Source organism: Croceibacterium salegens, from assembly GCF_009827435.1.
GTDB lineage: Bacteria > Pseudomonadota > Alphaproteobacteria > Sphingomonadales > Sphingomonadaceae > Croceibacterium_B > Croceibacterium_B salegens.
Genome location: NZ_WTYM01000032.1, coordinates 47,604 through 71,851 on the forward strand (window position 1 = coordinate 47,604; position 24,248 = coordinate 71,851).

Below are 24,248 nucleotides of genomic sequence, written 5' to 3' on the forward strand. Positions count from 1 at the left end.
TCAGTGCGAAACTTCGCTGAGATTTGCCGTCCAGCCGGTGCGCCAAGGTCACGCCGGGTTGACACATCTGACAGTGTCCTGGGGCAAAACTCCGCACCGCCCTTGAAGCCATGTCGCGTGGGGTCGGATCGATGCGGCAGGCCGGTCATGCAGCGGTGCTGGCACAGGTTGGGGCCTGTAGGACAGCGAAACTTCGTCATTGCGAGGAGCGAAGTGACCATGCAATCCAGGGCGTTGTAGCGTGCCGCCCTGGATTGCCGCGGCGACTGCGTCGCCTCGCAATGACGAAGGGGAAGTGGACAGCGCGCTCGGTTTCGGCAAAAGCGTGCGCCCATGAGCTGGAACACCTTTGGACGGGTATTGCGCTTTACGACCTGGGGCGAAAGCCACGGGCCGGCGCTGGGCGCGGTCGTGGACGGCTGCCCTCCGGGCCTGACGCTGAGCGAAGAGGCAATCCAGCCCTTCCTCGACGCGCGCCGTCCGGGGACGAGCAAGTTCACCACCCAGCGCAAGGAGCCGGACCAGGTCCGCATTCTCTCGGGCACGTTCGAGGGCAGGACCACCGGCACGCCGATTTCGCTGATGATCGAGAACGTCGACCAGCGCTCGAAGGACTATTCGGACGTCGCCAAGGCCTATCGCCCGGGCCACGCAGACTACGCCTACGACGCCAAGTACGGCTTCCGCGACTATCGCGGCGGCGGGCGCAGTTCGGCGCGCGAAACGGCGGCGCGGGTCGCTGCAGGCGCCGTGGCGCGGCTGGTGGTCCCCGAAGTGACGCTGCTGGCCTACGTCTCCGAAATCGGCGGGGATGCGATCGATCATGCGAATTTCGAGGCGGCCGAAATCGGCAACAACCCGTTCTTCTGCCCCGATGCGGCGGCTGCCAAGCGCTGGGAAACGCTGGTCGACGACGCGCGGCTGGCCGGGTCCTCGCTCGGCGCGGTGGTCGAGTGCGTAGCGACCGGCGTTCCCGCCGGCTGGGGCGCGCCGATCTACGCCAAGCTCGACGCCGACCTCGCCGCCGCGATGATGGGCATCAACGCGGCCAAGGGCGTCGAGATCGGCGAGGGCATGGCCGCGGCCCGACTGCGCGGCGAGCAGAACGCCGACCCGATGCGGCCCGGTTCAGACGGACCGGAGTTCCTCGCCAACCACGCGGGCGGCATCGCCGGGGGCATCAGCACCGGCCAGCCGGTCGTGTGCAGGGTGGCGTTCAAGCCGACCAGCTCGATCCTGATCGCGCAGGAAACGGTGACGCGCGAAGGCGAGGCGACCGAACTCGCCACCAAGGGCCGCCACGACCCATGTGTCGGCATCCGCGGCACGCCCGTGGTCGAGGCGATGATGGCGCTGGTGCTGGCCGACCACAAGATGCTGCACCGGGCGCAAGTGGGTCGCTAGTCTGCATTCTCCCGGTCGGCCATGCCGAAGCGCAGCAGTTCTTCCAGTACGCCCATGTCGAGATCGGCAAGCGCCCGGAACTTTACGCAGTACCCGGTCACCGCCGCCTTTCCGAGCCGACCGCCGAACGCTTCTGCCAGGTACTTCCGGTCGTCGAGACCCATGACGTAAATCGACAGGCCCGAGGTATTGGCGCTCGTGCCAACCCGGTAGAACGGTTTGCTGGTGCCGTTGGCGTAGCGGATTTCCAGTCTCCCGTAGCCGATGTTCGGGTTGGACACGACCTTGCCACTCTCGTCCTTGCCGTCGAGTAACCACAGGCTGCAGCCCGGCGCGATGGCCTGGATCGTGGCATGAAGCCGACGCAGGTCGTCCTGCTTGGCTGCGGGGAGGCTGGCGACGTAGTCTTCGATTTCCTGCTCCACGGTCATCTCAGCACCTCGAAAAGTCGGGTGGGCGGCGTTCCATGAAGGCGGTGAAGGCCTCGCGCGCTTCGGCGCTCTGCAGACGGTCGCGGAAGACCGCGCTTTCGGCCCGCGTCTGCGCAACAAGCGCTTCGGCGTCGCGCATCAGGCGCTTGGTTGCCACGAGCGCGCCGAGCGGCTTGGCGGCCAGACGAGTTGCCGCCTCGCGCGCGGCGGGGAGCACCTCGTCCTGCGACAGGACCGCGTTGGCGAGGCCCAGTTCGAGCATCTCGGAGGCATCCAGCGCCTCGCCCAGGGCGAACATCGCGAAGGCGCGGACGTGGCCGATGTGCGCCGGCAGCAGCAGGCTCGACGCCGCTTCGGGCACCAGCGCGAGGTCGACGAACGGTGTGGTGAAGCGCGCGCCCTCGGCGACGTAAACGAGGTCGCAGTGCAGCAGCATCGTAGTGCCGAGGCCAACCGCGAGGCCGGGCACCGCAGCGACGATCGGCTTGTCGGCACGGGCCAGCGCCTCGACGAAGGGCAGCGCTTCAACCACATCGCTCTTGCCTGTCGCCACGGCAGCGAAATCGGCGAGGTCGTTGCCCGCGGTGAAGGCGTCGCCCTCCCCGCTTAACAGCACGACACGGACCGCCGGATCGCCTTGCGCCGACTCGAGCGCCTCGCGCGCGGCACGGTACATCGCGTTCGAGAGCGCGTTCTTCTTGTCGGGCCGCGCGAAGGTGATCTCGCGCACCCCGCCGCTGTCCTCGATCCTGATGTGTTCGCTCATCGGCCTCTCCGATTCCGGCCCGGCTTCCATGCCACGAAGCGCGCTCGATTGCGACAATCGCAACACCTGTTGCGCTTTTCGAAAGTGTCACGCGACTGATTGAAAATTTCGATATTCGCAATCGCAACAAAGCACTTTGCTGCGCTGCAACACTCTCTATCTGCTGGCCGCGAGTTTTACACCCGAACCATCAACCGGACAGGAGAATTTATGGGTATTATCGGCAGCACCATCAAGCTGTTCAAGGCGACCGCGTTCCAGGCGGGCAAGGACTTCTTCGAGGTCACCAATGAGGACATCGCCGGCAAGTGGGCGGTGTTCTTCTTCTACCCGGCCGACTTCACCTTTGTGTGCCCGACCGAACTGGAGGACCTGGGCGAGAAGTACGCCATGCTCCAGTCGATGGGCGTCGAGGTCTATGCCGTGTCGACCGACACGCACTTCAGCCACAAGGCCTGGCACGACACCTCCGAGAAGATCGGCAAGTTGCAGTACGCCTTCCTCGGCGACCAGATGCACACGCTGTCGAACAACTTCGGCGTGTTGCGTGACGGCGTCGGTCTGGCGGACCGCGCGACCTTTGTGGTCGATCCCGACGGCGTGATCCAGATCATGGAAATCACCTGCGAGGGCGTGGGCCGCAACGCCAACGAGCTGACCCGCAAGATCAAGGCCGCACAGTACGTCCGCGCCCACCCGGGCGAAGTCTGCCCTGCGGCGTGGGAAGAAGGCGCCGAGACGCTGGCCCCCTCACTCGACCTCGTCGGCAAGATCTAGGCCGGATACGGCCGCTTCTCCCAAGCGGCGGCCGCGAGACCCGGGGCGGCACCCTCTCCCCCCCAAAGCCGCTCCGGGCCTCCAACCAAAGTTCCTCCCCGTGCCGGGGAGGTGGCAGACGCCGAAGGCGACTGACGGAGGGGACTCTCCGCAAGCGCCGGCGCTGGTGGAGAATCCCCTCCACCAACCTTCGAACGGCCCCCTCCCCGTGCCGGGGAGGAATTTGGAGAAGACCATGCTCGACGCGACCCTGACCCAGCAGCTCAAGACCTACCTCGCCAACCTGCGCGAGCCGATCGAGCTCGTCGCCACGCTCGGCGAAGGACAGAAGTCGGACGAGACGCGCGAACTGCTGACCGAGATCGCCGCGCTGCACGACATGGTCAGCGCCCGTTTCGATGGGACCGCCGCCCGCGCGCCGAGCTTCCTCATCCGCCGCGTTTCGGATGAGAATGCCGCGGTCGAGTTCGCCGGGCTGCCGATGGGCCACGAGTTCACTTCGCTGGTGCTCGCGCTGCTCTGGGCCGGCGGTCACCCCCCCAAGGTCTCCGACGAGGTCATGGCGCAGGTCCGCGCGCTCGAGGGCCAGTACGCTTTCGAGATGTACTTCTCGCTGTCGTGCCACAACTGCCCCGAGGTGGTGCAGGCACTGACCCTGCTGGCGCTCAACAACCCCGGCGTCACCGCCACGCTGATCGAAGGCGGGACCTTCAAGGACGAGGTCGAGGGCCGCGGCGTCATGGCCGTGCCCGCCATCTTCCTGGGCGGCGAGATGTGGGCCAGCGGCAAGATGGGCGTCGAGGAAATCCTTGCGAAGCTCGACAGCAACGCCGGCGCGCGAGCCGCCGCCAAGCTGGCCGAAAAGAAGCCGTTCGACGTGCTCATCGTCGGCGGCGGTCCGGCGGGTGCCGCGGCCTCGATCTATGCCTCGCGCAAAGGCTTTGCCACCGGCATCGCCGCCGAGCGCTTCGGCGGACAGGTGCTCGACACGCTCGGCATCGAGAACTTCATTTCGGTCCCCTACACCGAGGGACCCAGGCTCGCTGCGCAGCTCGAACAGCATGTGGCTGAGAACAACGTCGACGTGATGACCCTGCAGGTCGCCGACAAACTGGTCCCGGCGAAGGTGCCCGGGGGCCTGCACGAGATCCGCTTCGCCAACGGCGGCAGCCTCAAGGCGCGTAGCGTGGTGCTCGCCACCGGCGCACGCTGGCGCCAGCTCGGCGTTCCCGGGGAGAATGAGTACCGCAACAAGGGCGTGGCCTATTGCCCGCACTGCGACGGCCCGCTGTTCAAGGGCAAGCGCGTGGCCGTGATCGGCGGTGGCAACTCCGGCGTTGAGGCGGCGATCGACCTTGCCAATATCGTCGGCCACGTCACGCTGGTCGAATTCGCCGACGGACTGCGCGCCGACCAGGTGCTGCAGGACAAGCTCTACTCGCTCAAGAATGTGACGGTGTTGCTTAGCGCCGAGACGACCGAGATCACCGGCGACGGCGGGCGGGTCGACGGCCTCGTCTGGCGTGGTCGCCATTCGGGGCAGGAACACCGCGTCGAGCTGGAGGGCGTGTTCGTGCAGATCGGCCTCGTCCCCAACACCGAGTGGCTCGCGGACAGCGGCATCGAACTGTCGCGCCATGGCGAGATCGTTATCGACCACAAGGCGGCGACGAGCCTGCCCGGCGTCTTCGCCGCAGGCGACGTCACCACGGTGCCCTACAAGCAGATCGTCATCGCCATGGGCGAGGGCTCGAAGGCCGCGCTGTCGGCGTTCGACTACCTGATCCGCACCGAACCGGTGAACGACATCGCCGAGGCTGCCTGAGCCGCCCTGCGATTAATCGAGTGAGTCGTTCGATAGGCGGTGATTGATTAATTCGCTCAACCTTATCGGACTATCTCGTTTCGGCCCCGGCTGGCCTCTTGGTAGTCTCCTCCTGTCACATAGGCACGGCATGAGTCGTGCCCGCAAAACACGTCGACAGGAGAGTGAGTCATGGACGCCAAGACAGGTTCGATGGGCGGTTGCCCGATGCATGAAGGCGGCGTTCGAGCGCTGCTCGGCCGCACCAACAAGGACTGGTGGCCGGAAATGCTGGCGACCGAGATCCTCAATCCCAATGGTCCGACCAACCCGCTGGGCGATGACTTCGATTACGCCGAAGCGTTCAACGCGCTCGACTACAAGGCGCTCAAGGCCGACCTCACCGCGCTGATGACCGACAGCCAGCCGTGGTGGCCGGCGGATTATGGCCATTACGGCCCGTTCTTCATCCGCATGGCCTGGCACGCGGCCGGCACATATCGCACGGCCGACGGCCGCGGCGGCGCCAACAGCGGGCAGCAGCGCTTTGCCCCGCTCGACAGCTGGCCCGACAACGGCAACCTCGACAAGGCCCGCCGCCTGCTCTGGCCGATCAAGCAGAAGTACGGCAACAACATCTCCTGGGCCGACCTCTTCATCCTCGCCGGCAACGTCGCCATTGAGAGCATGGGCGGTCCGGTGTTCGGCTTCGGCGGCGGCCGCGCCGACGTTTTCGAGCCGGAGCGTGACATCTATTGGGGTTCGGAAGACAAGTGGGTCAACGAAGGCGTGCAGACCCGTATCGATCCGGCCCACGGCTTCGAACAGCTCGAAGGGCCGCTGGCCGCGATCCAGATGGGCCTGATCTACGTCAACCCGGAAGGCCCGGGCGGCAACCCGCACGATGACGAGGGCATGGCGCGCGACATGAAGGAAACCTTCGCGCGCATGGCCATGAACGACGAGGAAACCGTCGCGCTCACCGCCGGCGGCCACACCTTCGGCAAGGCCCACGGCAACGGCGATGCCTCGACGCTCGGCGCAGCTCCTGCCGGTGGCGATCTCGCCGCGCAGGGCTTCGGCTGGGTCTCCAACCAGGCACACGGCGGTATCGGTGAACATACCGTCACCAGCGGCATCGAAGGGTCGTGGACCAACGTGCCCAACAAGTGGACCGAGAATTATTTCCGCCTGCTGCTCGACTACGACTATGAGCTGGTGAAATCGCCCGCGGGTGCCAACCAGTGGCAGCCGATCAATCCGAAGGAAGAGGACATGGCCCCGGCGGCCTGGGACCCGAGCATCAAGGTCCCGACCATGATGACGACCGCCGACATGCAGCTCAAGCGCGACCCGGCGTACCGCGCGATCTCGGAGAAGTTCCGCCATGACCACGAAGCGTTCAAGGACGCTTTCGCCCGCGCCTGGTTCAAGCTGACCCACCGCGACATGGGCCCCAAGGCCCGCTACCTCGGCCCGGAAGTCCCGGCCGAAGACCTGATCTGGCAGGACCCGATCCCCGCCGGCACCATGCCTTCGGACGCCGACGTGGCGGCGGTGAAGAAGAAGATCGCCGACAGCGGCCTCACGGTCAGCCAGCTGGTCAAGACCGCCTGGGCTTCGGCCTCGACCTACCGCAAGTCGGACCATCGCGGCGGTGCCAACGGCGCACGCGTTGCGCTGGCTCCGCAGAAAGACTGGGACGTCAACGAGCCGGCCATGCTTGCCAAGGTGATCGACACGCTGAACGGCCTGCGCGGTTCGATGTCGCTAGCCGATGCCATCGTGCTCGGCGGCGTGGTCGGTCTCGAAGTGGCCGGCGCCAGGAACGTGCCATTCACCGGCGGCCGCGGCGACGCGACGGCCGAGCAGACTGACTGCGACAGCTTCGACGTGATGGAGCCGCAAGCCGACGCCTTCCGCAACTACCTGCCCAGGAAACTGGCGGTGAAGACCGAGGAAATGATGCTCGACAAGGCCAGCCTGCTCGGCCTCTCGGTTCCCGAGATGACCGTGCTGATCGGCGGCCTGCGCGTGCTCGGCGCCAACCATGGCGATCGCGGCCACGGCCACTTCACCAAGCGATCGGGCCAGTTGACCAACGACTTCTTCGTCAACCTGCTCGACATGACCAACGTGTGGAATGCCGTCGATGGTTCGGGCGACGAGGAATACGTCGCCACCGACCGCAAGAGCGGCAGCGAGTGCTGGCGCGCGACCCGCGCCGACCTCGTCTTCGGCTCCAATTCCGAGCTGCGCGCGGTGAGCGAGATCTACGCCCAGAACGGGGCGGAGAAGAAGTTCCACGACGACTTCGTCGCCGCCTGGACCAAGGTCATGAACGCCGACCGTTTCGACCTGACCTACGCCAAGTATCACAAGTAGGCAGGTGCTACATTTCAGTCGGCCCCTCCCCCCCGGGCCGTACGGACGGACCCCCGGCAGAGATGTCGGGGGTTTTGTCTTGGTCTAAAGGCGGCTCAGAACGCCTCCCCGATCCCGACATAGAAGGCGGCGCCGTCCTTTCCGTAAGCTACATCGACCCGCAAATTCACGTTCGCCTCCTTCGAGGCGAGATAGCGCGCGCCGATCCCGCCCGCGACAAGCACCTTGCTGTGCTTGAGCACGTCGCCTCCGCTCGCTGCGATGCCGCCCACGCCGAAGAAGGCCGCCATGCCGAACTTGCCCTTCAGGTGCCTGCGCCATTCCGCCTGGATCGCCCAGGTCGCACGGTCTCGATAACGCCCGGCTTCATAGCCGCGCAGGTCGGCCCCGCTGCCGAACTGGCAAAGATCGAAATAGGGCGTGCTGCCCGAGGCGATACAGGCCTGGCGGCGAATGGCGAGGACGCTGCTCTCGCCGACCTTGAAATAGCCATTGGCGGCAAGGTCGAACCGCCGGTGATCGTAATCTCCGCCCAGCCAGCCGGTGCTGAACAGGTAGGTTCCCTCCACCAGCACGCCCTTGCTCGGGTTGTTGGAATCGTTGCGCGTGTCGAAAGTGAACGACGGGCCGATCTTGAAGGTTTGGGTCCGCTGCTCGATCGTGTCGGGCACGAAATCGGGTAACTGGTCGTTGGGCAGGTCGATGCTGGCGGTGAGATCGAGGTAGGAAATCCGCCCTCCGACGAGCACGTGGCTCAGGAATCCCTTCTTGAAGGGCCGGGTCTGCAGGTCGACATAACCACCGGCCGCGTTGTTGTGCAGCTTGACCGAGATTCCCGCCGACCCGGCATCCGCGCCTATGCCGTAGAAATCGGAATTGATGCTGGCAAAGCCGCCGACGGCCTTGAACCGGATCCGGTCGTCGGCCAGCGACATCTCGTGGAACCCACCCGCGAACCAGGTGCCGGAACTGGTGTATCCGGCACCGCCGCCGCTGCTCCATGCCTTGGGTCCGCCGTTCGGATTGTAATAGAGCACCCCGAATACCGCGAGACCCCCGCCCAGCGAGGGTGTCGAGATCGGGATCGGGGCAATGATCATGTCGGACTTCCCGGCCATTGGCGCGGGGTCCTTCTCAGCCTCCGACATTTCCGGCGAGCGCGCGGTTTCCGCCTGGTCGATGGTCTCTTCGGTCACTTGCGACTGGGCCAGGACAGCGGATGGAAAGACGGCGAGGCCGATTCCGGCCACAAGCAAGGCGGCGCGACGCGTTCTGACCGCTATGTACATCGGGACAATCTATTGGCGGAAGGAGCCGTCGCCATAGGAATAAACCCCGATATACAAGCGTTAATTAGCGTTGTTCGATGCAAGCATGAACGGGGCGGCCATAATCGCGATTTTGGGATTGCCTTTGCTGGCCTGTGCATTACCGGCGCATGCCTCTGAAACGACCGACACGCCGGTACCGGCTGAAATCAGGATCTACGGCCCGGTCGATCCCGAGCCAGATCAAGCGAACAAGGCCGGAGACCGTGAGGGGCCCCAACCAGCGAACCCGCCCTCTCCGCCGGTCGCCCAGCTATCCCGCGCATATGTGCAGTCGTCGCTCGTCTACGCCTTGCCGCCGTCGACAACCAAGGCGACCTATTCCTACGGCCCGGCCGATCCCCAGCCTGCGCGGTTGCCCCCCCCCGGAGAGGACGCGGCACAATCGGCGGCTGGCAGCAGCCCCGAGGAACCGGAAGACGACGGTCCGCTGTTTCCAATCTGGGGCAAGCAGGCGCGCGAGCGGGGGATCGTCCTCCTCCCCGCATTCGGGATGGCGGGATTGGTGGTCGACAACCGGCAGACGCTTACCGGCGAGAACCTAGCCATCGCCCTGGCCAAGGGCGGCACTATCGCCAGCGACGCAAACTTGGCCGACCTGCCCTTCGTGGTACCGACCAAGCTCAAGTCCCACACGACCAATTATCAGTTCAAGGCGGACCTGTGGGTCTTCCCGTTCCTCGACGTATTTGCAACTATCGGCAAGACCAGGGGCAAAATGGATATCGCCGTCGACATCGATCTCGACGCCTTTGTCCCTTTCCCGTTCTGCCGGCCGGCAAAGCCGTGCGGGATCATCAACCTGCCGTTCGAGGCGGATGTCAACAACACCACTTTCACCGGTGGTGCGATCGCGGCGTACGGATCGGACCACTGGTTCATCTCCGCCTCGGCCGCAAAGACGATCGCCGTTGCGAAGAAGGACCGTTCCGACATCCAGACCACCGATCTCGGCGTGCGCGGCGGACCGCGATTCAACCTCGGCGGCGATGTGGTCCTTTCAGCCTACGTCGGCGCGGACTACTTCGACTTCAAAACTCGCGTGACCGGCCAGCTGGTGACCGGCCCGCTGTTCGATGACGGCGATCCGCTGGCCATGAAATACGAGCTCGACCTGCGGGCATCGAAGCCGTGGGCTGCGATCATGGGCGGCAACCTGCAGTTTGGCAGGCACTGGACGATGCAGGGCGAATACAACCTGGGCCAAGGCTCCAATCGCTTTACCGTGAGCCTGACTTTCCGACCCTGACCCTCAGCGCCGCCGCCGCAGCACGAGGTAGAGCGCGCCGTCGCCGCCGTGGCGGCGGTGGGCGGAGCGGATTGCGGCGATGTCGCTGCCGTGCGGCCCGGCAGCGAGCCAGTCGAGGACCTTGGCGCGGATCGCCCCGCGGCGCTCGCCACGGTCCGCGGCGGCGCCCGGTCGCGGCTTGCCGGTTATCAGCAGGATCACCCGCGCGCGCATCGCCTTGGCCTGTATCAGCCCACTGTCGAGTCGCCGGTGCGCCGCATCAAGCGTGTGGCCGTGCAGGTCGAGCGTAAAGTCGGGCGCCACCGCACCGCGCGCGAGCTTGCGTTCCCACGTCGTATCGAGCGGCTGAGCGGGGTCGCGCGGGGCGGGTGTAGGAGCAGGAACTGCGCGCGGTAGTGGCACACGACCCTTGGGCGGGCGCGGCGCAACGGGCGGTGGTACGGCCTCGACTGGCACCGGGGACGGAGCCGCCGCGCGCGGTCGCAACGGCTTCACCGTCGCAGCCAAGCGCGACCAAGCAGCCGCCTCCTCGGCGCTCAGCCCGCGCGGCGGTTTCACTTGCCGGTCAGCCGATAGACGGTGCCCTTGGGCAGCAGCAGCAGCGCGCGGCCGCGGGCGCTCATCCCGCCGGCGATCACCCGCGCATCGGCGCCGTTGCCCCAGAAGGTGTCGAACCGGTTGGCGCCCTTGATCGCCCCGCCGGTGTCCTGCGCGATCCACAGTCCGTCGGCCTGGGGGTTGTCCATGCCGAGCCAGACCGGCGCGCCAAGCGGCACGTAGTTGGGATCGGCTGCGACGGAACTCTCCCGCCGCACCGGCACGGAAAGCGCCCCCAACGGCCCGTCGCCGACAATCTCGCGGAAGAAAATCCACGACTTGTTCTCGCGCATCAGCGCGCGGCCCTCTTCCGGATGCTCGCGCAGGTACTGCATGATGCCCTGCATCGTGCTGGCATATTGTCCCGGCCCGTCGCCGAGCAACCCGCGATCGCGCATGACCCGGCCGATCGCGACGTATTCGCGTCCGTTCTGCCCGGCGTAACCGATCCGCATCACGTTGCCGTCGGGCGCTCGCAGCAAGCCCGAACCCTGCACCTGCAGGAAGAAGAACTCGACCGGGTCGGCGGCCCAGGCGATTTCCAGCCCACGACCAGCCAGCGCGCCGTCCTCGATCTGTGCGCGGTCGTAGTAGAGGACGAACTTGCCGCTATCGTCGTAGCGACCGAGCGGCGGGCGGCCCGTGCGTTCCGCCTCGGGCATGTCATCCGGCCAGGCGCGGACGAGATCGGTGGGCAGGCCATAGACCGGGACATCGAAAGCCGATGAGCGGGTCCGCTGACCGGCGATTTCAGGCTCGTAATAGCCCGTGGCGAAGCTGCTGCCGTCGCCGATCTCGGCGGTCTCGAACCAGGTGCCGAAGAAGCTCCCGGCCTCGTTGTAGGACCAGGTCGAGGCGGCACGGCAGGCCGGTTCCCAGTCGCGCGCCTGTGTCAGCCCGCTGACGTCCTCGCGCTTGAGCAGCGCGGGACAGGATTCGACGAACCCGGCCAGCGCCGCCCCGGCGTCGCTTGCGGCGATGCCGAGCGAACCGATCGACGGGCCATGCCTGACGCCGAGGAGAAGCGCGGTGGGCGGCTGAGCGGGTGTCGGCGTCGGCGAGGGCCGGGGAGTAGGTCCGCCGGGCGGCACGATACCGGTACAGCTGCCGAGCAGGGCCATCGCGGCGAGTGCTACGGCGAACTGTCCGGTCCGCCAGCGCTTGCCCTGCATTTAAGCCCCCCAGCTTGGCGTCTTAGTCCGCGTCGGTTTCGTCGAGCAGCCAGTCGGGCGCGGCAGACCGGGTGTCGCGCGAGAACGTCCAGATGTCGCGGCTCTCGACCGCGTCGTCGAGCGAACCGGCCACCGGGTTTCCGTCCTTGTCACGGGTGACAGTGGCTATGTCGGTGACGAAGCGCACTGCGATCCGGGCGATCTGCCCGTCGAGCCGCGCCGAATGCACCGTCGTGTCCTCGATGCGGATGACGCGGTTGTCGAGCGTCAGACCTTCCTTAGCGCGTTCGTCGATAGCAGCGGCGAATCCGGCATAGACGTCCGAGTCGCACAGCCCGCGCAACTCGTCCTTGTCGCCGCGCCAGAAGGCCTCGAGGATCATGACGTAGGCGCCCTTGGCCCCTTCGAGGAACGGCAGCAGGTCGAACGTCCGGTCGGCAGCAACGATGGCCGAAAGCCCGCGCTCGATGGCCGGCGGGAAGCCGGCAAGGTCGCGCGGAGTCGCCAGCTGCTGGCCGGCGTTCTGCGGCGCCGAAGTCGCCGCCCCGGTGCTCTCGGGGGCTTCGAAACGAGTCGGGATCGATTCTTCCTCGTGCTCGGCCCGGCGCCCGAGCACCGAATAGAGCCGCAACCCAAGGAAGGCCGCGATCGCCGCGAGGATGACAATCTCGTAAATCACCGTTTGGTCTGTCCTGTTCTCCCGGAAAATGGGCCCGGAATGTGATATGTCGTAATGATGCCCGAGTTAGTTACGAATTACAAATGAACAACCATGGAACGCTCTCGCCAGCAGACACCGTTGCGGCGCGGCCACGCGGCTGCTAGGCGCGCCGCCAATCTTATAGACATTCAAGTGAAAGAGCAGTTCCCATGGCCGACGAAGGCGACGTCCTGACCGATCTCAATCCCGGCGCTGGCGCCAATGGTGCCGACACCGCTCCCACGGCGGGCATCATCTCGCAGTACGTGAAGGATCTCTCGGTCGAAAACCCGAAGGCCCCGGAAAGCTTTCAGTGGAACGAAGCGCCCGAGCTCGACGTGCAGTTCAACATCGGCGCCAACCCGGTGAACGACGAAGTCACCGAAGTCGAACTGAAGATTTCCTGCACCGCCAAGACCGCGCAAGGCACCGCCTACATCGTCGAGCTGTCCTATTGCGGACTCGTCGGCATGCGCAACATGCCCGACGACCAGAAGCACATGTTCTCCTACGCCGAAGCGCCTCGCTTCCTGTTCCCGTTCGCCCGTGCGGTGATCGCCGATGCGGTCCGCAATGCCGGTTTCGCCCCTCTGATGCTCGACCCGATCGACTTCCAGGGCCTCTACATCCAGCAACTCCAGCAACGCGGCGAAGCCGGCTTCAGCGGTGAAGGATCGATCACCGGAGGCGAGGCCAACTGAGCCTCACTGCGCGCGCAGGCAGGGGCCGATGAGCCTCGTCCGCAACGTCGGCACGATCGGCGGTCTCACCGCGGTGAGCCGGATCTTCGGCTTTGCCCGCGACATGCTGATTTCGCGCGCGCTGGGTGCCGGTCTCGCGGCCGACGCCTGGCAGCTCGCCTTCACCCTGCCCAACACCTTTCGCCGGCTCTTCGCCGAGGGCGCGTTCAGCGTCGCCTTCGTGCCGATGTACACCCGTCGCCTGCACGGTGCCGAGGGCGAGGAGGACGTGGCTCGCCGCCAGGAAGAGGCCGACGCCTTCGCCGGCGATGTGCTGTCGGTGTTCGTCTGGGTCCTGCTGGGCTTTTCCGCGCTGTGCATGATCTTCATGCCCGGCATCGTCTGGCTGCTGGCGCGCGAATATCAGGAGGTACCGGGCAAGTTCGAGCTATCCGTCCTGCTCAGCCGGGTGACATTCCCCTACCTTGGCCTGATCAGCCTCGTGGCGATGCTCTCGGGCGTACTCAACGCGCGCTCCAAATTTGCCCCCGGGGCCTTCGTGCCGGTGTTCCTCAACCTCGTGATGATCGCCGGTATAATCATCGGCTGGGTGCTACGCGGCGAGCATGGCGACGACCGCATCGTCGCCTGGGCACTGGCGATTTCGCTTGCCCTCTCGGGCGTTGTGCAGCTCGCCTACATGGCCTGGGCGAGCCGCCGTGCGGGTGTCCGCCTGAAGATTTCCGCCCCGAAGTTCACACCAGAGGTCAAGCGTCTCGGAATGCTGATCCTCCCCGCCACTTTCGGCGCGGGCATCTACCAGGTCAGCCAGCTGGTCGACACCTTCTTCGCCACCAGCCTGCCGCAGGGCTCGCTCTCGCTGCTCAAGTATGCCGACCGCCTCAACCAGATGCCGCTGGGCATCTTCGGCATCGCGCTTGGTACCGCGATCCTGCCGATGCTGGCGCGGCACATCCAGAGCGACAACAAGTCGGAAGCGCAGCGCCTGCAGTCGAACGCGATCGAGATCGCCATGCTGCTGTGCCTGCCCGCCGCGGTGGCGCTGATCGTCTGCGCCGAGGCCTTCACCACCGGCATCTTCCAAGGCGGCAAGATGCGGCTCGAAGACACCGCAATCATGGGCCAGATCGTCGTCGCGCTGGTCTGCGGACTTCCTGCATACGTGCTCATCAAGGTGTTCCAGCCGGCCTTCTTCAGCCGCGAGGATACGCGCACCCCAGTGTTTGTCGCCGCCGGCGCGCTCGCGATCAACATCGCGCTCAATTTCTACGTCGTGCCGCGCTACGGCATTGTCGGACTTGCCGCGGCAACGGCCATCACGGCCACCCTGAACGTCGCGACGCTCTACACGATCCTGCAGTTGCGCGGCTGGTACCACTTCACCGCCAAGCTGGCCGGCCGCATCGTCCGCCAGCTTGCCGCAACCGCGATCATGGGCGCGGTGCTCTACTGGCTGACTCCGTCGCTCGAACCGTACTGGTCGGGCCATGCCGGGGAGCGCGTCTTCTCGCTTGCAGCGCTGGTTGTGGCGGGAGGCGTGAGCTTCTTCGGCGCGGCCTACCTCCTTGGGGCGCTCGACAAGGATCTCATCGCCCAGCTCAGGCGCAAGCGCCCGGCGGCTCCGGTCGATCTCTCCGAGTAGGGTTTCCCTCGCAGGCGATTATGGTAAGGGCCGTCCGATGGAACGGATGCCTGCCCTCGTGACATGCGCGCCGCCCCGCTTTGCGGTCCGCGGCCGGGCGGCCTGGCGATGGCTCGGCCAGGCTTGATCCTTGCTGCCCGGATCCCGCGGGCAGTTCGCATCCCCGTTTTCCCAATTTCATGAAGGCCATTTCCATGCGCGTTGTTTCCGGCATTCAGCCCACCGGCAAGCCCCACCTCGGCAACTACCTCGGCGCCATCCGCAACTACGTGAAGCTTCAGGACGATGCGCTTGCCGCAAACGGCGAATGCTTCATCTTCATCGCCGACCTGCACGCCATCTCCATGCCGCACGACCCGGTCGAGTTGCACAACTCGACGCTCGAGCTCGTCGCCACGCTGGTCGCCTGCGGTCTCGACACGTCCAAGACTGTCCTTTTCAACCAGGCGCAGGTTCCGGCCCATGCCGAGCTTCAATGGCTGCTGTCGGGCACCGCGCGGATGGGCTGGCTGTCGCGCATGACCCAGTTCAAGGACAAGTCGGGCAAGAACCGTGAGGGCGCGAGCATCGCGCTGTTCACCTACCCGGTACTGCAGGCAGCCGACGTGCTGCTCTACCAGGCGACCCACGTTCCGGTGGGCGAGGACCAGAAGCAGCACCTCGAACTGGCGCGCGACATCGCGCAGAAGTTCAACAACGACTTCGCATCCGAAGACGACCCGGTCTTCACCCTGCCCGAGCCCTACATCCCGCCCGAAGCGGCGCGGATCATGAGCCTGCGCGACGGCACGTCGAAGATGAGCAAGTCGGATCCCTCCGACATGAGCCGGATCAACCTGTCCGACGATGCCGACACCATCATGAAGAAGGTCAAGAAGGCCAAGACCGATCCCGAGCCCTTGCCGCCCGAAGCAGCGGGGCTGGAAGATCGGCCGGAGGCAAAGAACCTCGTGGCGATCTACGGCGCCTTCAGCGGGAAGAGCGTGGACGAAGTGCTGGCCGAATACGGCGGCGCCGGGTTCGGTACATTCAAGCCGGCGCTAGGCGAATTGATGGTCGAGACGCTCTCGCCGATCACTGCACGCTTCAACGAACTGCGCGCCGACCGCGAACTGCTCGACGCCATCCTCGCGCGGGGCGCGGCCCGGGCACGAGACATGAGCGGGCCGACGCTTTCGCGCGCATACGCGGCGCTCGGTCTTGTGCGGGGCTGAGGCGAAAAGCTCCTGAAATCGGTGGTTTTTGCCGTACCGGATGTTCAATCCCGGTTCAGGGCGTCATAGCTATGGTGTTGTCATAGTCGGCAGCAGTGCGCCGCGACTCAGGAGGCGCGCCGTGAGCCGAGCCTGTGGAGTACCTCGATCATGTCGCCCGTTTCGTTTTCGCTGCGCAAACTGAAGATCGCCGCCGCCTCGCTGGCGCTGGCGCTGGCCGGGCTGGCCGCCTGTGCCGCGCCGTTCAATGCCGACGTCTCGCGTTTCCAAGCGCAACTGCCCGCGCCGCAGGGCCAGAGCTTCGCCATCGTCGCCGATGACCCGGCGCTCGCCGGTGGCCTCGAGTTCGCGCAGTATGCCGGCTATGTCGCGCAGAATCTCAGGGAACTCGGCTACACCGATGCTGCCTCGCCGCAGGAAGCGAACCTGCTGGTGCGCTTCGACTACGGAGTCGACAACGGCCGCGAACGGATCGACCGCAGCCCCTTCGCCTATGGCTATCGCGACCCCTTTTATAGCGGCTGGTACGATTACCAGCCGATCGTCTTCCGCGACCGTCAGGGCCGCACCCGGGTCAGTTACGTCCCGACCCGCCCGTGGGGCTACGGCTTCTACGATCCCTGGTTCGATGGCGGGACCGAAAGCTACACCGTCTACACCAGCGGCATCTCGCTGAAGATCGACGACGCAGCCGGCAAGCGACTGTTCGAAGGCAAGGCGCAGGCGCTCTCGACCTCGAACCGGCTGCAATACCTCGTGCCCAACCTGGTCGAGGCGATGTTCACCGACTTCCCCGGCGATTCTGGCAAGACGATGCGCATCTCGATCGCGCCCGAGGACCAGCCGGTACAACCCAAATAGGTCGGGTGAAAAGTCACATAGACGAAGGGCGGGCCGGCGGCGGCCCGCCCTTTTTCGTTTGCCCGACGGCACGGCGCGGATAGGAACCCCCGATGGCAACGATCGTCGCAATAGCTCCGCGCGCCCGGCCCGCAGCAGACCAGGCGTTGCGCTGGTCGCTCGTCGCCTTGACCGCCACGGCGTGGCTGAGCGGCGCGATATTCGGAGCCTACATCCTCGCCTACTACGTCGGCGCCGTTCCCGCCGGCACGATGCAAGACTGGAACTCGGTCCTGCCCCGGCTTTACGAAGCGCAGGGCAGCCCGGCGGCGAACATGGGTATCGGCGTGCATTTCATGCTCGGCGCGGTGCTCCTGCTGCTCGGGCCGCTGCAACTCATCGCTGGGGTGCGGACGCGCTGGCCGCGCTTCCATCACTGGGTGGGCCGGACCTATGTCGCCAGCGCAATCCTGACAGGCATCGGCGGCCTGACCTTCATCGCCTTGCGCGGGACGGTCGGGGGTCTGCCGATGTCGATCGCCTTTGCGCTGTACGGCGCGGCGATGGTGGTGTGCGGCGCGGAAACCCTTCGCCACGCCATGGCCCGAAGGCTGCAGCGTCACCGGGCCTGGGCGATCCGGCTGTTCGCCCTCGCCGTCGGTTCGTGGCTCTACCGGATGGACTACGGCTTCTGGTTTCTGCTCTTCGGCAAGGCCGGCCATACCGCCGATTTCCACGGGCCTTTCGACTATTTCATGGATTTCTGGTTCTACCTGCCCAACCTGCTGGTGGCGGAACTGGCGATCCGCTCGACCGCGCCGCGCAGTTCGGCAGCAATGAAGTGGGGCGCAAGCGGCGTGATTGCCGGAGTGACCGCCTTCCTGGTGCTGGCGGCCTATTTCTTCACCACGCGAAGCTGGGGCGTCGCGATCCTTTGGCGTCTCGGCTGGTGGGCATGACTTGATTTCCCGCTCGGCCATGGCCAGTCCGGTCGGGACATGAAAAACCTGAAACTTGCCGCAGCCTTAGCCGCCCTCGCCCTCACTGCCCCTGCCGCCGCGCAGGTGCCGCCGGACATCGCCGAGAAGACCCGTGCGCTAGGGGCGATGATGGATCCGGCAATCGGCTACAGCCCGTGGGTCGGGCGTTTCGACCCGTCCTACTGGAACGGCATGACCGTCACCCGCGGCATCGCCTACGGCAGCGATTCGGCGCAGGTGCTCGACGTCTACCTGCCCGACGGCGCGGCGGAGGACGATGCCCGGCGCCCGGTCCTGCTGTTCGTCCACGGTGGCGGGTTTCGCGGCGGGCGGCGCGAGGGGATGCCCTATCCCGACAACATCCCCGGCTGGGCGGTGCACGAGGGGATGATCGGGGTCAGCATCGACTATCGCCTCGCCCCCCTGAGCTCCTGGCCGGCGGGCTCCGAGGACCTCAAGTCCGCGCTTGCCTGGGTCCGCGAACACATTGCCGGATACGGCGGCGATCCCGACCGCATCGTGCTGTTCGGCCATTCCGCCGGGGCCAACCACGTCGCGGATTACGTCGGACACAACGAGTTTCACGGCAGCGAACTCGCCGGGGTGAAGGGCGCCGTGCTGCTTTCGCCGTTCTACGCGCCGCAGGCCGATCCGGCCCAGCCGCACGTCTATTATGGTGCGGATGAAGCGCTTCAAACCGCCGTTCCGCAGGTCGAGCGCTTGCGGATGAGCCATGTTCCGCTGTTCATCGGCGTCGCCCAGTACGACATCGAGCCGATGCGTACGTTCGGCCTCAACGCCCGCGACTGGCTGTGCGAACAGCCCGAGCGCTGCCCCGAGTTCATCGACCTGCCCGACCACAACCACTTCACTGAAGGCCTGTCGCTCGGCAGCGAGGACAAGACGCTGGCCACCGCGCTGGTGGCCTGGCTCAAGCTCAACGGGATAATCTCTCCGCGTCCGCAGTGAGGCCCAGCGCGCGATAGGCTTCGCGCAGCGTATTGAGCCGCGCGGGCGTCAGGCATCCTTCGAAATGGTCAACGTGTGACGAAACCCATGTTACCGCCAGTTCGGTAACGTCACGACGCATGTCCTGGTCCGCCGCCGTGTCTGAGGAATGGCAGGATGCCTCGTCCGCCGCGGAGGAGCGCAAGTTTCGCAAGGAGGTGGCGAATTCCACCGCGCGGCTGGGCGCCACAGTGAAGGTTTCGTATGCGTCGGTCCCATCGAAGTCGATGCGATGCACGTCGATCCGGCCGTCCGCGCGGACCTGGAGGTCGTGCTCGGGACAGGATCCAGCGCAGATTGCATAGGCATGCCGCTGCGAGACCTTGACCGCTTCCTCGCTCACAGGCGCCGGTGTCGCTGCGCAGGCTGAAAGCGCCGCCAGGAGTGCCAGTTTCGTCCACTCCCGGGCTTTCATCGACCGTTAGCCCAGCTTCGCGTGGCCGCCGGTCGAGCCGAAGCCGCCGGTGCCGCGCGCGGTGTCATCGAGTTCCTCGACCTCGTCCCACGCCGCCAGCGTCACCGGGGCGAGGACAAGCTGCGCCACCCGGTCGCCACGGGCGATCGCGAAGGGCTCGGCGCCGTGGTTGATGAGGATAACCTTCAATTCGCCGCGATAGTCGGAATCGATCGTACCCGGCGTGTTGGGCACCGAAATCCCGTGCTTGAGCGCGAGGCCCGAGCGCGGGCGGACCTGGATTTCGTAACCCGGCGCAATGGCCATCGCGAGGCCGGTGGCAACCGCATGTCGGGCACCCGGCGCAATCTCCACATCCTCGGCAGAAAGCACGTCCATCCCGGCAGCGCCGTCGGTCGCGTAGGCCGGGAGCGAAAGCCCCTCACCGTGGGGAAGGCGCCGAACTCGTACCGGCACCCGTTCAGGCAAGCTCATCGGCCACTTTCTGCATCAGTTTGAGCGCGACGTCCTTCTTGCTCATCGGGTCCCACTCTTCTTCACCCTTCTCGGTAACGATGGTGACGTGGTTTTCGTCGCCGCCCATCACGCTCTTGCCCCGGCCGCCCGATACGTCGTTGGCGACGATCCAGTCGGCGCCCTTGTTCTTGCGCTTTTTCTTGGCGTTGGCGATCAGGTCGTCGGTTTCGGCGGCGAAGCCGATCAGCACCTTGGGCCGCTTCTTTTCGGCGGCGAGGTTGACGAGGATGTCGGGATTTTCCTGCAGCAGCAGCGCGGGGGGCGCATCGCCGCGCTTTTTGATCTTGTGGTCCGAATATTCGCGCGTGCGCCAGTCGGACACCGCGGCGACAAGCACCGCGGCATCGGCGGGAAGCGCTTTCTTGACCGCCTTCTGCATCTCGTCGGCGCTCTCGACGTCGATCCGGTCGACCCCGAGCGGCGTGGCGAGGTGCACCGGGCCGGCAACCAGCGTGACTCGCGCACCCAGCGCGGCGGCCGCGGCGGCGATGGCGAAGCCCTGCTTCCCGCTCGAACGGTTGGTGATGTAACGAACCGGGTCGAGCCCTTCCCATGTCGGCCCGGCGGTGACCAGCACGTGCTTGCCGTGGAGCGGGCGATGATCGGGAGCGACGTCGAAATCGCCCTGCCCTTCGAGCGGGTCGTCGACGATCTCGACCGGCGCGGCTGGCGCGGGCGGCGGGGGCGCTACGGGCACGGCGGTGGGTTCGCCGACAGTTGGCTCTGGCGCGACCTGGTTGGCGTTGACCTCGTGGTTGATCGCCTCGCGGTCGGTCGGCGGCGCGGCCTTGGCCTTGCCCTTCTTGGCGAACAGCGGGTGATCGAGATCGGGCTCGGCGTCGACCACGTCCTCTGCCGGCAGGTCTTCCATCGGCAGGTCGTGGTAGATGACTTCTTCGTCCGCGATCTTGCGCGGGGTCGAGCGCGGAATGATCGAGGCGAGCAGGCCGCCGAGTCCGCCCTTCTTGTGTTCTTCCTCGTGCTCGGCTTCCGGCTCTTCCTCCGGTTCGAGCGCCTCGAGGTAGTCGGCGATTTCCTTCGGGCCGGCATCGCCCGGGTCGAGGCCCAGCGCATCGGCGATTTCCAGCCACACGGCTTCGGGCTCGGGCAGGCGGCCCGGGCCGTATTCGCCACAGGCCATCTCGCCCTCGTCGGGATCGAGCACGGTAACGCCGGCTTCGCGCAACAAGGCGACATTGCGCTGCGTCGCCTCGTGCTCCCACATCTTCACGTTCATCCCCGGCACCGCCAGCACCGGCTTGTCGGTGGCGAGAATCAGCGTGGTGCCAAGGTCGTCGGCGATGCCGGCGGCCATCTTGGCGAGCAAGTCGGCGGTCGCCGGGCAGACGACCACGAGATCGGCCGCGCGCGAGAGCTGGATATGGCCGATTTCGGCCTCGTCCTTGAGGTCCCACAGGCTCGAATGGACCTGGTTGCCCGAGAGCGCGGCAAGGCTCATCGGCGTGACGAATTGCGCGCCACCGTCGGTGAGCACGCAGGTCACGTCGCCTCCGCCCTTCCTGATAAGGCGGACGAGTTCGCAGCTCTTGTAGGCGGCTATACCTCCGCCCACGACAAGAAGAATGCGTGGCCCTGCCATGCCTGCCTAGGTATCCCTCTGTAAGGCCCCAACTATCGGACGAACCCTAATGATCCGCCCGACGCGAGGCCAGCCTTGCCTCAGGGTGGTTAACTTTTGCCTAGCACTAGTCTTTCAGGCAATGTCTGCAAACTTGGAATACGGGGAAATCCGATGCGCTTCGTCCTAACCGCTCTCGCCATGATCGGCGGCATTGTCTTCACCTTCATGGGCATCGGCTTTCTGCTCACGCCCGAAAGCTCGGGCGCCAGCCTCGGCCTGCTGCCGAGCGGAACGCAGAGCCTGGCGGTGATGCGCGCCGACATGACGGCGTTCTTCATCGTCGGCGGGCTGGCGCTGGCCTTCGGTGCCTGGCAACGCAACGGCGAACTGCTGCTGGTCCCTGCCGCGCTGTTCGGAATCGCCTTTACCGGGCGGCTGGTCAGCTTCTTTGCCGACGGCACATATCCGGGCTTCTGGCAACCGATGCTGGTCGAAGCGAGCGTGGTCGTCCTCAGTGTCCTGTCGAGCCAGATGCTGCCGCATCGGGCCGTCGGCCACGAAACGATCTGAGCGCGGCGACAAGGTCGCCGAGCGCGCGCGGGACGAGCGCCAGCCCGGCGCCGTAGATCGGGAAGATCAGCGCCACCCAGTAGAAGTTGTCGATCCGCGCAAAAAGCGCGACCGCGGTGAGGATTCCGGCGAACCAGCACGTCGCGACCAGTCCGAGCCGTCCGCCGAGCGCGGCCCATCCGAGCAGTGGCAGCACGGCCAGCGGCGGACCCAGCCAGCCGGGCAGCGCCGACAGCAGGCTGACGAGGACGATCCCGTGCAGCGCGAGGTTGAGACCCTGGTGCGCGGTCCAGCCATCCGAGACGATGTCGGTCGGCAACTGGTGCGCGATCACCGCCTGGGCGTGGAAATACATGCCGATGGCGAACACTGCGACCGCCGCGCCGACCGCCGCCGCCTCGCGCCAGCGCGCCTGGCTTACGGCGAGTGCGCCCCAAAGCAGAAAATAGGCCAGCGCCAGTTCGCGAATCGCCAGCCCGCAGCAGGCAAGCAGCAGCGAGGGCCACCAACGCTCGCGGCGATAGGTCGCCAGCGCAGCCGAGACGAACAGTCCCGCCATGATTTCCGGGCTCAGCCCGACCTTCGGGATCAGCGCCACGGCCCCCATCGCCAGCGAAAACAGGCCGATGCCGATCTGCTCGGCACTCCTGACCTTGCCGCGCAGTCCGAAGTAGAGCCCCATCGCGGTCGTCGCCCAGAGCAGCGCAGCGATCACGCGCAGGCCGGCGAGGCCCAGGATGGTCGAGCTCCATGCCAGCGTCGGCGGACGCACCGTGACGAAGGGCTTGGTCGGGTATCTCGAATGGCGCTGCTCATCGAGCGCGACAACGTAGTAGCTCTCGCCGTTGCCCACGCGCCGGTAGATCGTCTCGTAGAGGTCGAAGTCGCGGCGCGCCCCGCTCTTCAGCTTCTTCTTGTTGCTGGCCTGCGCCTGCTTGCCATAGGTTTCCTCCGCAGAAACGCTCCACACGCAGGCGACGACCGTCAGGGCGAGCAGCGCCGCCGCTGCAATCGCAGGCAGCCGGCGAAGCGGGCGATCGAGCCCTTCCCACCAGCCAACGATGTCGGGCAACCGGATCATCTGGCGAAGGCGCGCCGCCACAGCGAGCCGAGCGTCAGCGGCAGGAACGCAAGGCCCGCGAACCAGACCGGCGTCACCACCAGCGCCCAATAGAAGTTGTTGTCACGGCCCGCGATCATGAAGAACAGCCCATAGCCTGCGCACAGCAGGGTGCAGAAGGTGCCGAGCGGGCTTTTCCACCCCGTCCATCCGACCAGCGGCAGCAGCGCCAGCGGAGCGGCGATGAGCGCCGGAAGGAACTGCAGCGGGCTGGTCTCGACCACGTTGCCGGTGAGCCCGCGCATCCCGCGCAGAGCGAGCCAGCCATCGGACGGCCGGTCTCCCGGCAGGAGCAGCGGATCGACCTTTGAGAAATGCCACGCCATGTAGCCGAGGAAGGCCAGCACCAGCGCTCCCCACGCTCCGGCCTCGCGCCAGTCGCGGCGCCATGCGGCCATTGCGCCGAGCAGCAGGACGAAAGGCAGCACATGCTCGCGGATCGCCAGCGCCCCCCCGGCGGCAAGCAGGGCCCAGCCCCACTTGCCCGGCCGGTGCACGCCGATCGCCAGCGCCACCAGCAGCCCGGCCCAGACCTCATGCAGCACGAGGTATTTGGGGTTGAGGCCCGAAGCCATGCCGATGATCAGGCAGGCGACGCCGATGACCTTGCGCGGATCGCCTCCCGGCTCCGCCGCCAGCCGCACGTACCAGGTGGCCGCGGCGATCACCGCGAGCAGCAGGATCACCCCTTCGGCCTCGCCGCCCATGAGCCCGGTCAGGAACGCGAGCGTCGGCAGCCGCACGGCGACGGCAGGCCGCACCGGGAAGTTGCGCGCGCGCTGCTCCTCGACCGCGGCCTTGTAGTAGGGATCGCCGGCCACGACGCGCTCCGAAACCCGGTCGTAGAGTGCAAGGTCGGTGTCGCGCTTGGCAGTAACTGCTGATGCCGTGCGATTCGCGCCATTGACCGGCGTCTGCGGCAGCGGCAGGGGGGCGGAGAGGAACGCCCACAGCAACAGCACGACGATTGCCGCCAGCGCCGCACGGGCTGCGCCGCGCGGCCAGTGCGCGAAACGGTGCCACTGCGGCGTTCCCCCCGGCTCCATG

Annotated in this window: 23 protein-coding genes; 12 read left to right on the forward strand and 11 right to left on the reverse strand. The window is 66.4% G+C overall.

Annotation, left to right across the window (positions count from 1 at the left end; translation table 11 throughout):
- The first annotated feature begins 333 nt into the window (after positions 1-333).
- Positions 334-1,404 (forward strand): chorismate synthase, encoded by a 1,071-nt coding sequence (gene aroC / locus GRI89_RS05790; protein ID WP_159793141.1) that lies wholly within the window; start codon positions 334-336, stop codon positions 1,402-1,404.
- Here aroC and GRI89_RS05795 read toward each other — a convergent pair.
- Together GRI89_RS05795 and GRI89_RS05800 are read right to left on the reverse strand one after the other, a co-directional pair.
- Entirely contained in the window at positions 1,401-1,835 is a 435-nt protein-coding gene (locus GRI89_RS05795; RefSeq protein ID WP_159793143.1) for a DUF1801 domain-containing protein, read from the reverse strand. The two genes, aroC and GRI89_RS05795, sit on opposite strands and share 4 nt — an antisense overlap.
- A 1-nt stretch (position 1,836) precedes the next feature.
- A complete protein-coding gene (locus GRI89_RS05800) occupies positions 1,837-2,601 on the reverse strand; it encodes an enoyl-CoA hydratase-related protein (RefSeq protein ID WP_159793144.1) in 765 nt (254 codons plus the stop codon).
- A 210-nt stretch (positions 2,602-2,811) separates the two neighbouring features.
- Between GRI89_RS05800 and ahpC the strand changes: the two genes are divergently transcribed.
- The 3 genes from ahpC to katG all read left to right on the forward strand — a co-directional run bounded on the left by ahpC (position 2,812) and on the right by katG (position 7,567).
- Positions 2,812-3,378 carry an alkyl hydroperoxide reductase subunit C gene (ahpC, locus tag GRI89_RS05805; protein WP_159793146.1) on the forward strand — a complete coding sequence of 189 codons (567 nt, stop codon included), beginning with the start codon at positions 2,812-2,814 and terminating at the stop codon, positions 3,376-3,378.
- A gap of 235 nt (positions 3,379-3,613) precedes the next feature.
- A complete protein-coding gene (gene ahpF, locus GRI89_RS05810) occupies positions 3,614-5,203 on the forward strand; it encodes an alkyl hydroperoxide reductase subunit F (RefSeq protein WP_159793148.1) in 1,590 nt (529 codons plus the stop codon).
- 171 nt (positions 5,204-5,374) lie between these two features.
- Entirely contained in the window at positions 5,375-7,567 is a 2,193-nt protein-coding gene (gene katG, locus GRI89_RS05815) for a catalase/peroxidase HPI (RefSeq protein WP_159793149.1), read from the forward strand.
- Positions 7,568-7,662: 95 nt separating this feature from the next.
- On the opposite strand, the gene GRI89_RS05820 is transcribed toward katG, so the two are convergent.
- Positions 7,663-8,763 (reverse strand): BamA/TamA family outer membrane protein, encoded by a 1,101-nt coding sequence (locus GRI89_RS05820; protein ID WP_328598108.1) that lies wholly within the window; start codon positions 8,761-8,763, stop codon positions 7,663-7,665.
- 178 nt (positions 8,764-8,941) lie between these two features.
- Here GRI89_RS05820 and GRI89_RS05825 point away from each other — a divergent pair, with 178 nt between their 5' ends.
- Complete coding sequence (locus GRI89_RS05825) at positions 8,942-10,144, forward strand: porin family protein (protein ID WP_159793153.1); 1,203 nt, start codon at positions 8,942-8,944, stop codon at positions 10,142-10,144.
- Between the two features lie 3 nt (positions 10,145-10,147).
- Here the strand turns inward: GRI89_RS05825 and GRI89_RS05830 are convergent, their stop codons facing one another.
- From GRI89_RS05830 to GRI89_RS05840, 3 genes are all read right to left on the reverse strand, one after another.
- A complete protein-coding gene (locus GRI89_RS05830) occupies positions 10,148-10,546 on the reverse strand; it encodes a Smr/MutS family protein (RefSeq protein WP_328598109.1) in 399 nt (132 codons plus the stop codon).
- A 152-nt stretch (positions 10,547-10,698) separates the two neighbouring features.
- A complete protein-coding gene (mltA, locus tag GRI89_RS05835; RefSeq protein ID WP_159793155.1) occupies positions 10,699-11,913 on the reverse strand; it encodes a murein transglycosylase A in 1,215 nt (404 codons plus the stop codon).
- Between the two features lie 22 nt (positions 11,914-11,935).
- Complete coding sequence (locus GRI89_RS05840) at positions 11,936-12,592, reverse strand: Tim44/TimA family putative adaptor protein (protein WP_328598110.1); 657 nt, start codon at positions 12,590-12,592, stop codon at positions 11,936-11,938.
- Between the two features lie 191 nt (positions 12,593-12,783).
- Here GRI89_RS05840 and secB point away from each other — a divergent pair, with 191 nt between their 5' ends.
- The 6 genes from secB to GRI89_RS05870 all read left to right on the forward strand — a co-directional run bounded on the left by secB (position 12,784) and on the right by GRI89_RS05870 (position 18,959).
- A complete protein-coding gene (gene secB / locus GRI89_RS05845) occupies positions 12,784-13,314 on the forward strand; it encodes a protein-export chaperone SecB (protein ID WP_159793157.1) in 531 nt (176 codons plus the stop codon).
- Between the two features lie 28 nt (positions 13,315-13,342).
- Entirely contained in the window at positions 13,343-14,956 is a 1,614-nt protein-coding gene (gene murJ, locus GRI89_RS05850; protein ID WP_159793159.1) for a murein biosynthesis integral membrane protein MurJ, read from the forward strand.
- A gap of 194 nt (positions 14,957-15,150) precedes the next feature.
- Complete coding sequence (trpS, locus tag GRI89_RS05855) at positions 15,151-16,170, forward strand: tryptophan--tRNA ligase (RefSeq protein ID WP_159793220.1); 1,020 nt, start codon at positions 15,151-15,153, stop codon at positions 16,168-16,170.
- Between the two features lie 150 nt (positions 16,171-16,320).
- Positions 16,321-17,031 (forward strand): DUF4136 domain-containing protein, encoded by a 711-nt coding sequence (locus GRI89_RS05860; RefSeq protein ID WP_159793160.1) that lies wholly within the window; start codon positions 16,321-16,323, stop codon positions 17,029-17,031.
- Positions 17,032-17,123: 92 nt separating this feature from the next.
- Entirely contained in the window at positions 17,124-17,969 is an 846-nt protein-coding gene (locus GRI89_RS05865) for a DUF2306 domain-containing protein (RefSeq protein ID WP_159793162.1), read from the forward strand.
- A gap of 39 nt (positions 17,970-18,008) precedes the next feature.
- Complete coding sequence (locus GRI89_RS05870; RefSeq protein ID WP_159793164.1) at positions 18,009-18,959, forward strand: alpha/beta hydrolase; 951 nt, start codon at positions 18,009-18,011, stop codon at positions 18,957-18,959.
- Here the strand turns inward: GRI89_RS05870 and GRI89_RS05875 are convergent.
- The 3 genes from GRI89_RS05875 to GRI89_RS05885 are packed head-to-tail and all read right to left on the reverse strand — an operon-like array spanning position 18,928 to position 21,529.
- A complete protein-coding gene (locus GRI89_RS05875) occupies positions 18,928-19,413 on the reverse strand; it encodes a hypothetical protein (RefSeq protein ID WP_235912821.1) in 486 nt (161 codons plus the stop codon). The genes GRI89_RS05870 and GRI89_RS05875 overlap by 32 nt on opposite strands.
- A 6-nt stretch (positions 19,414-19,419) precedes the next feature.
- On the reverse strand, positions 19,420-19,887 hold the full coding sequence (gene dut / locus GRI89_RS05880; protein WP_159793168.1) for a dUTP diphosphatase: 468 nt from the start codon (positions 19,885-19,887) through the stop codon (positions 19,420-19,422).
- Positions 19,874-21,529 carry a bifunctional phosphopantothenoylcysteine decarboxylase/phosphopantothenate synthase gene (locus tag GRI89_RS05885; RefSeq protein ID WP_159793170.1) on the reverse strand — a complete coding sequence of 552 codons (1,656 nt, stop codon included), beginning with the start codon at positions 21,527-21,529 and terminating at the stop codon, positions 19,874-19,876. The genes dut and GRI89_RS05885 overlap by 14 nt, the downstream gene beginning before the upstream one ends.
- A 153-nt stretch (positions 21,530-21,682) precedes the next feature.
- Between GRI89_RS05885 and GRI89_RS05890 the strand changes: the two genes are divergently transcribed.
- Positions 21,683-22,081 carry a hypothetical protein gene (locus GRI89_RS05890; RefSeq protein WP_159793172.1) on the forward strand — a complete coding sequence of 133 codons (399 nt, stop codon included), beginning with the start codon at positions 21,683-21,685 and terminating at the stop codon, positions 22,079-22,081.
- Here GRI89_RS05890 and GRI89_RS05895 read toward each other — a convergent pair.
- Positions 22,023-23,183 (reverse strand): hypothetical protein, encoded by a 1,161-nt coding sequence (locus GRI89_RS05895; RefSeq protein WP_235912822.1) that lies wholly within the window; start codon positions 23,181-23,183, stop codon positions 22,023-22,025. The two genes, GRI89_RS05890 and GRI89_RS05895, sit on opposite strands and share 59 nt — an antisense overlap.
- Entirely contained in the window at positions 23,159-24,247 is a 1,089-nt protein-coding gene (locus tag GRI89_RS05900) for a hypothetical protein (RefSeq protein ID WP_159793176.1), read from the reverse strand. Before GRI89_RS05900 ends, GRI89_RS05895 begins: the two co-directional genes overlap by 25 nt.
- Between the last annotated feature and the right edge of the window lies 1 nt (position 24,248).

Bases quoted from the DNA above. Each gene is read 5' to 3' on its own strand.
- GRI89_RS05890 (WP_159793172.1), top strand. From the start codon at position 21,683: ATGCGCTTCGTCCTAACCGCTCTCGCCATGATCGGCGGCATTGTCTTC.
- ahpF (WP_159793148.1), top strand. From the start codon at position 3,614: ATGCTCGACGCGACCCTGACCCAGCAGCTCAAGACCTACCTCGCCAAC.
- GRI89_RS05860 (WP_159793160.1), top strand. From the start codon at position 16,321: ATGTCGCCCGTTTCGTTTTCGCTGCGCAAACTGAAGATCGCCGCCGCC.
- murJ (WP_159793159.1), top strand. From the start codon at position 13,343: ATGAGCCTCGTCCGCAACGTCGGCACGATCGGCGGTCTCACCGCGGTG.
- trpS (WP_159793220.1), top strand. From the start codon at position 15,151: ATGCGCGTTGTTTCCGGCATTCAGCCCACCGGCAAGCCCCACCTCGGC.
- dut (WP_159793168.1), bottom strand. From the start codon at position 19,887: ATGAGCTTGCCTGAACGGGTGCCGGTACGAGTTCGGCGCCTTCCCCAC.
- GRI89_RS05870 (WP_159793164.1), top strand. From the start codon at position 18,009: ATGAAAAACCTGAAACTTGCCGCAGCCTTAGCCGCCCTCGCCCTCACT.
- secB (WP_159793157.1), top strand. From the start codon at position 12,784: ATGGCCGACGAAGGCGACGTCCTGACCGATCTCAATCCCGGCGCTGGC.
- aroC (WP_159793141.1), top strand. From the start codon at position 334: ATGAGCTGGAACACCTTTGGACGGGTATTGCGCTTTACGACCTGGGGC.
- GRI89_RS05825 (WP_159793153.1), top strand. From the start codon at position 8,942: ATGAACGGGGCGGCCATAATCGCGATTTTGGGATTGCCTTTGCTGGCC.
- GRI89_RS05885 (WP_159793170.1), bottom strand. From the start codon at position 21,529: ATGGCAGGGCCACGCATTCTTCTTGTCGTGGGCGGAGGTATAGCCGCC.
- GRI89_RS05795 (WP_159793143.1), bottom strand. From the start codon at position 1,835: ATGACCGTGGAGCAGGAAATCGAAGACTACGTCGCCAGCCTCCCCGCA.
- GRI89_RS05865 (WP_159793162.1), top strand. From the start codon at position 17,124: ATGGCAACGATCGTCGCAATAGCTCCGCGCGCCCGGCCCGCAGCAGAC.
- mltA (WP_159793155.1), bottom strand. From the start codon at position 11,913: ATGCAGGGCAAGCGCTGGCGGACCGGACAGTTCGCCGTAGCACTCGCC.
- ahpC (WP_159793146.1), top strand. From the start codon at position 2,812: ATGGGTATTATCGGCAGCACCATCAAGCTGTTCAAGGCGACCGCGTTC.
- GRI89_RS05900 (WP_159793176.1), bottom strand. From the start codon at position 24,247: ATGGAGCCGGGGGGAACGCCGCAGTGGCACCGTTTCGCGCACTGGCCG.
- GRI89_RS05800 (WP_159793144.1), bottom strand. From the start codon at position 2,601: ATGAGCGAACACATCAGGATCGAGGACAGCGGCGGGGTGCGCGAGATC.
- katG (WP_159793149.1), top strand. From the start codon at position 5,375: ATGGACGCCAAGACAGGTTCGATGGGCGGTTGCCCGATGCATGAAGGC.
- GRI89_RS05875 (WP_235912821.1), bottom strand. From the start codon at position 19,413: ATGAAAGCCCGGGAGTGGACGAAACTGGCACTCCTGGCGGCGCTTTCA.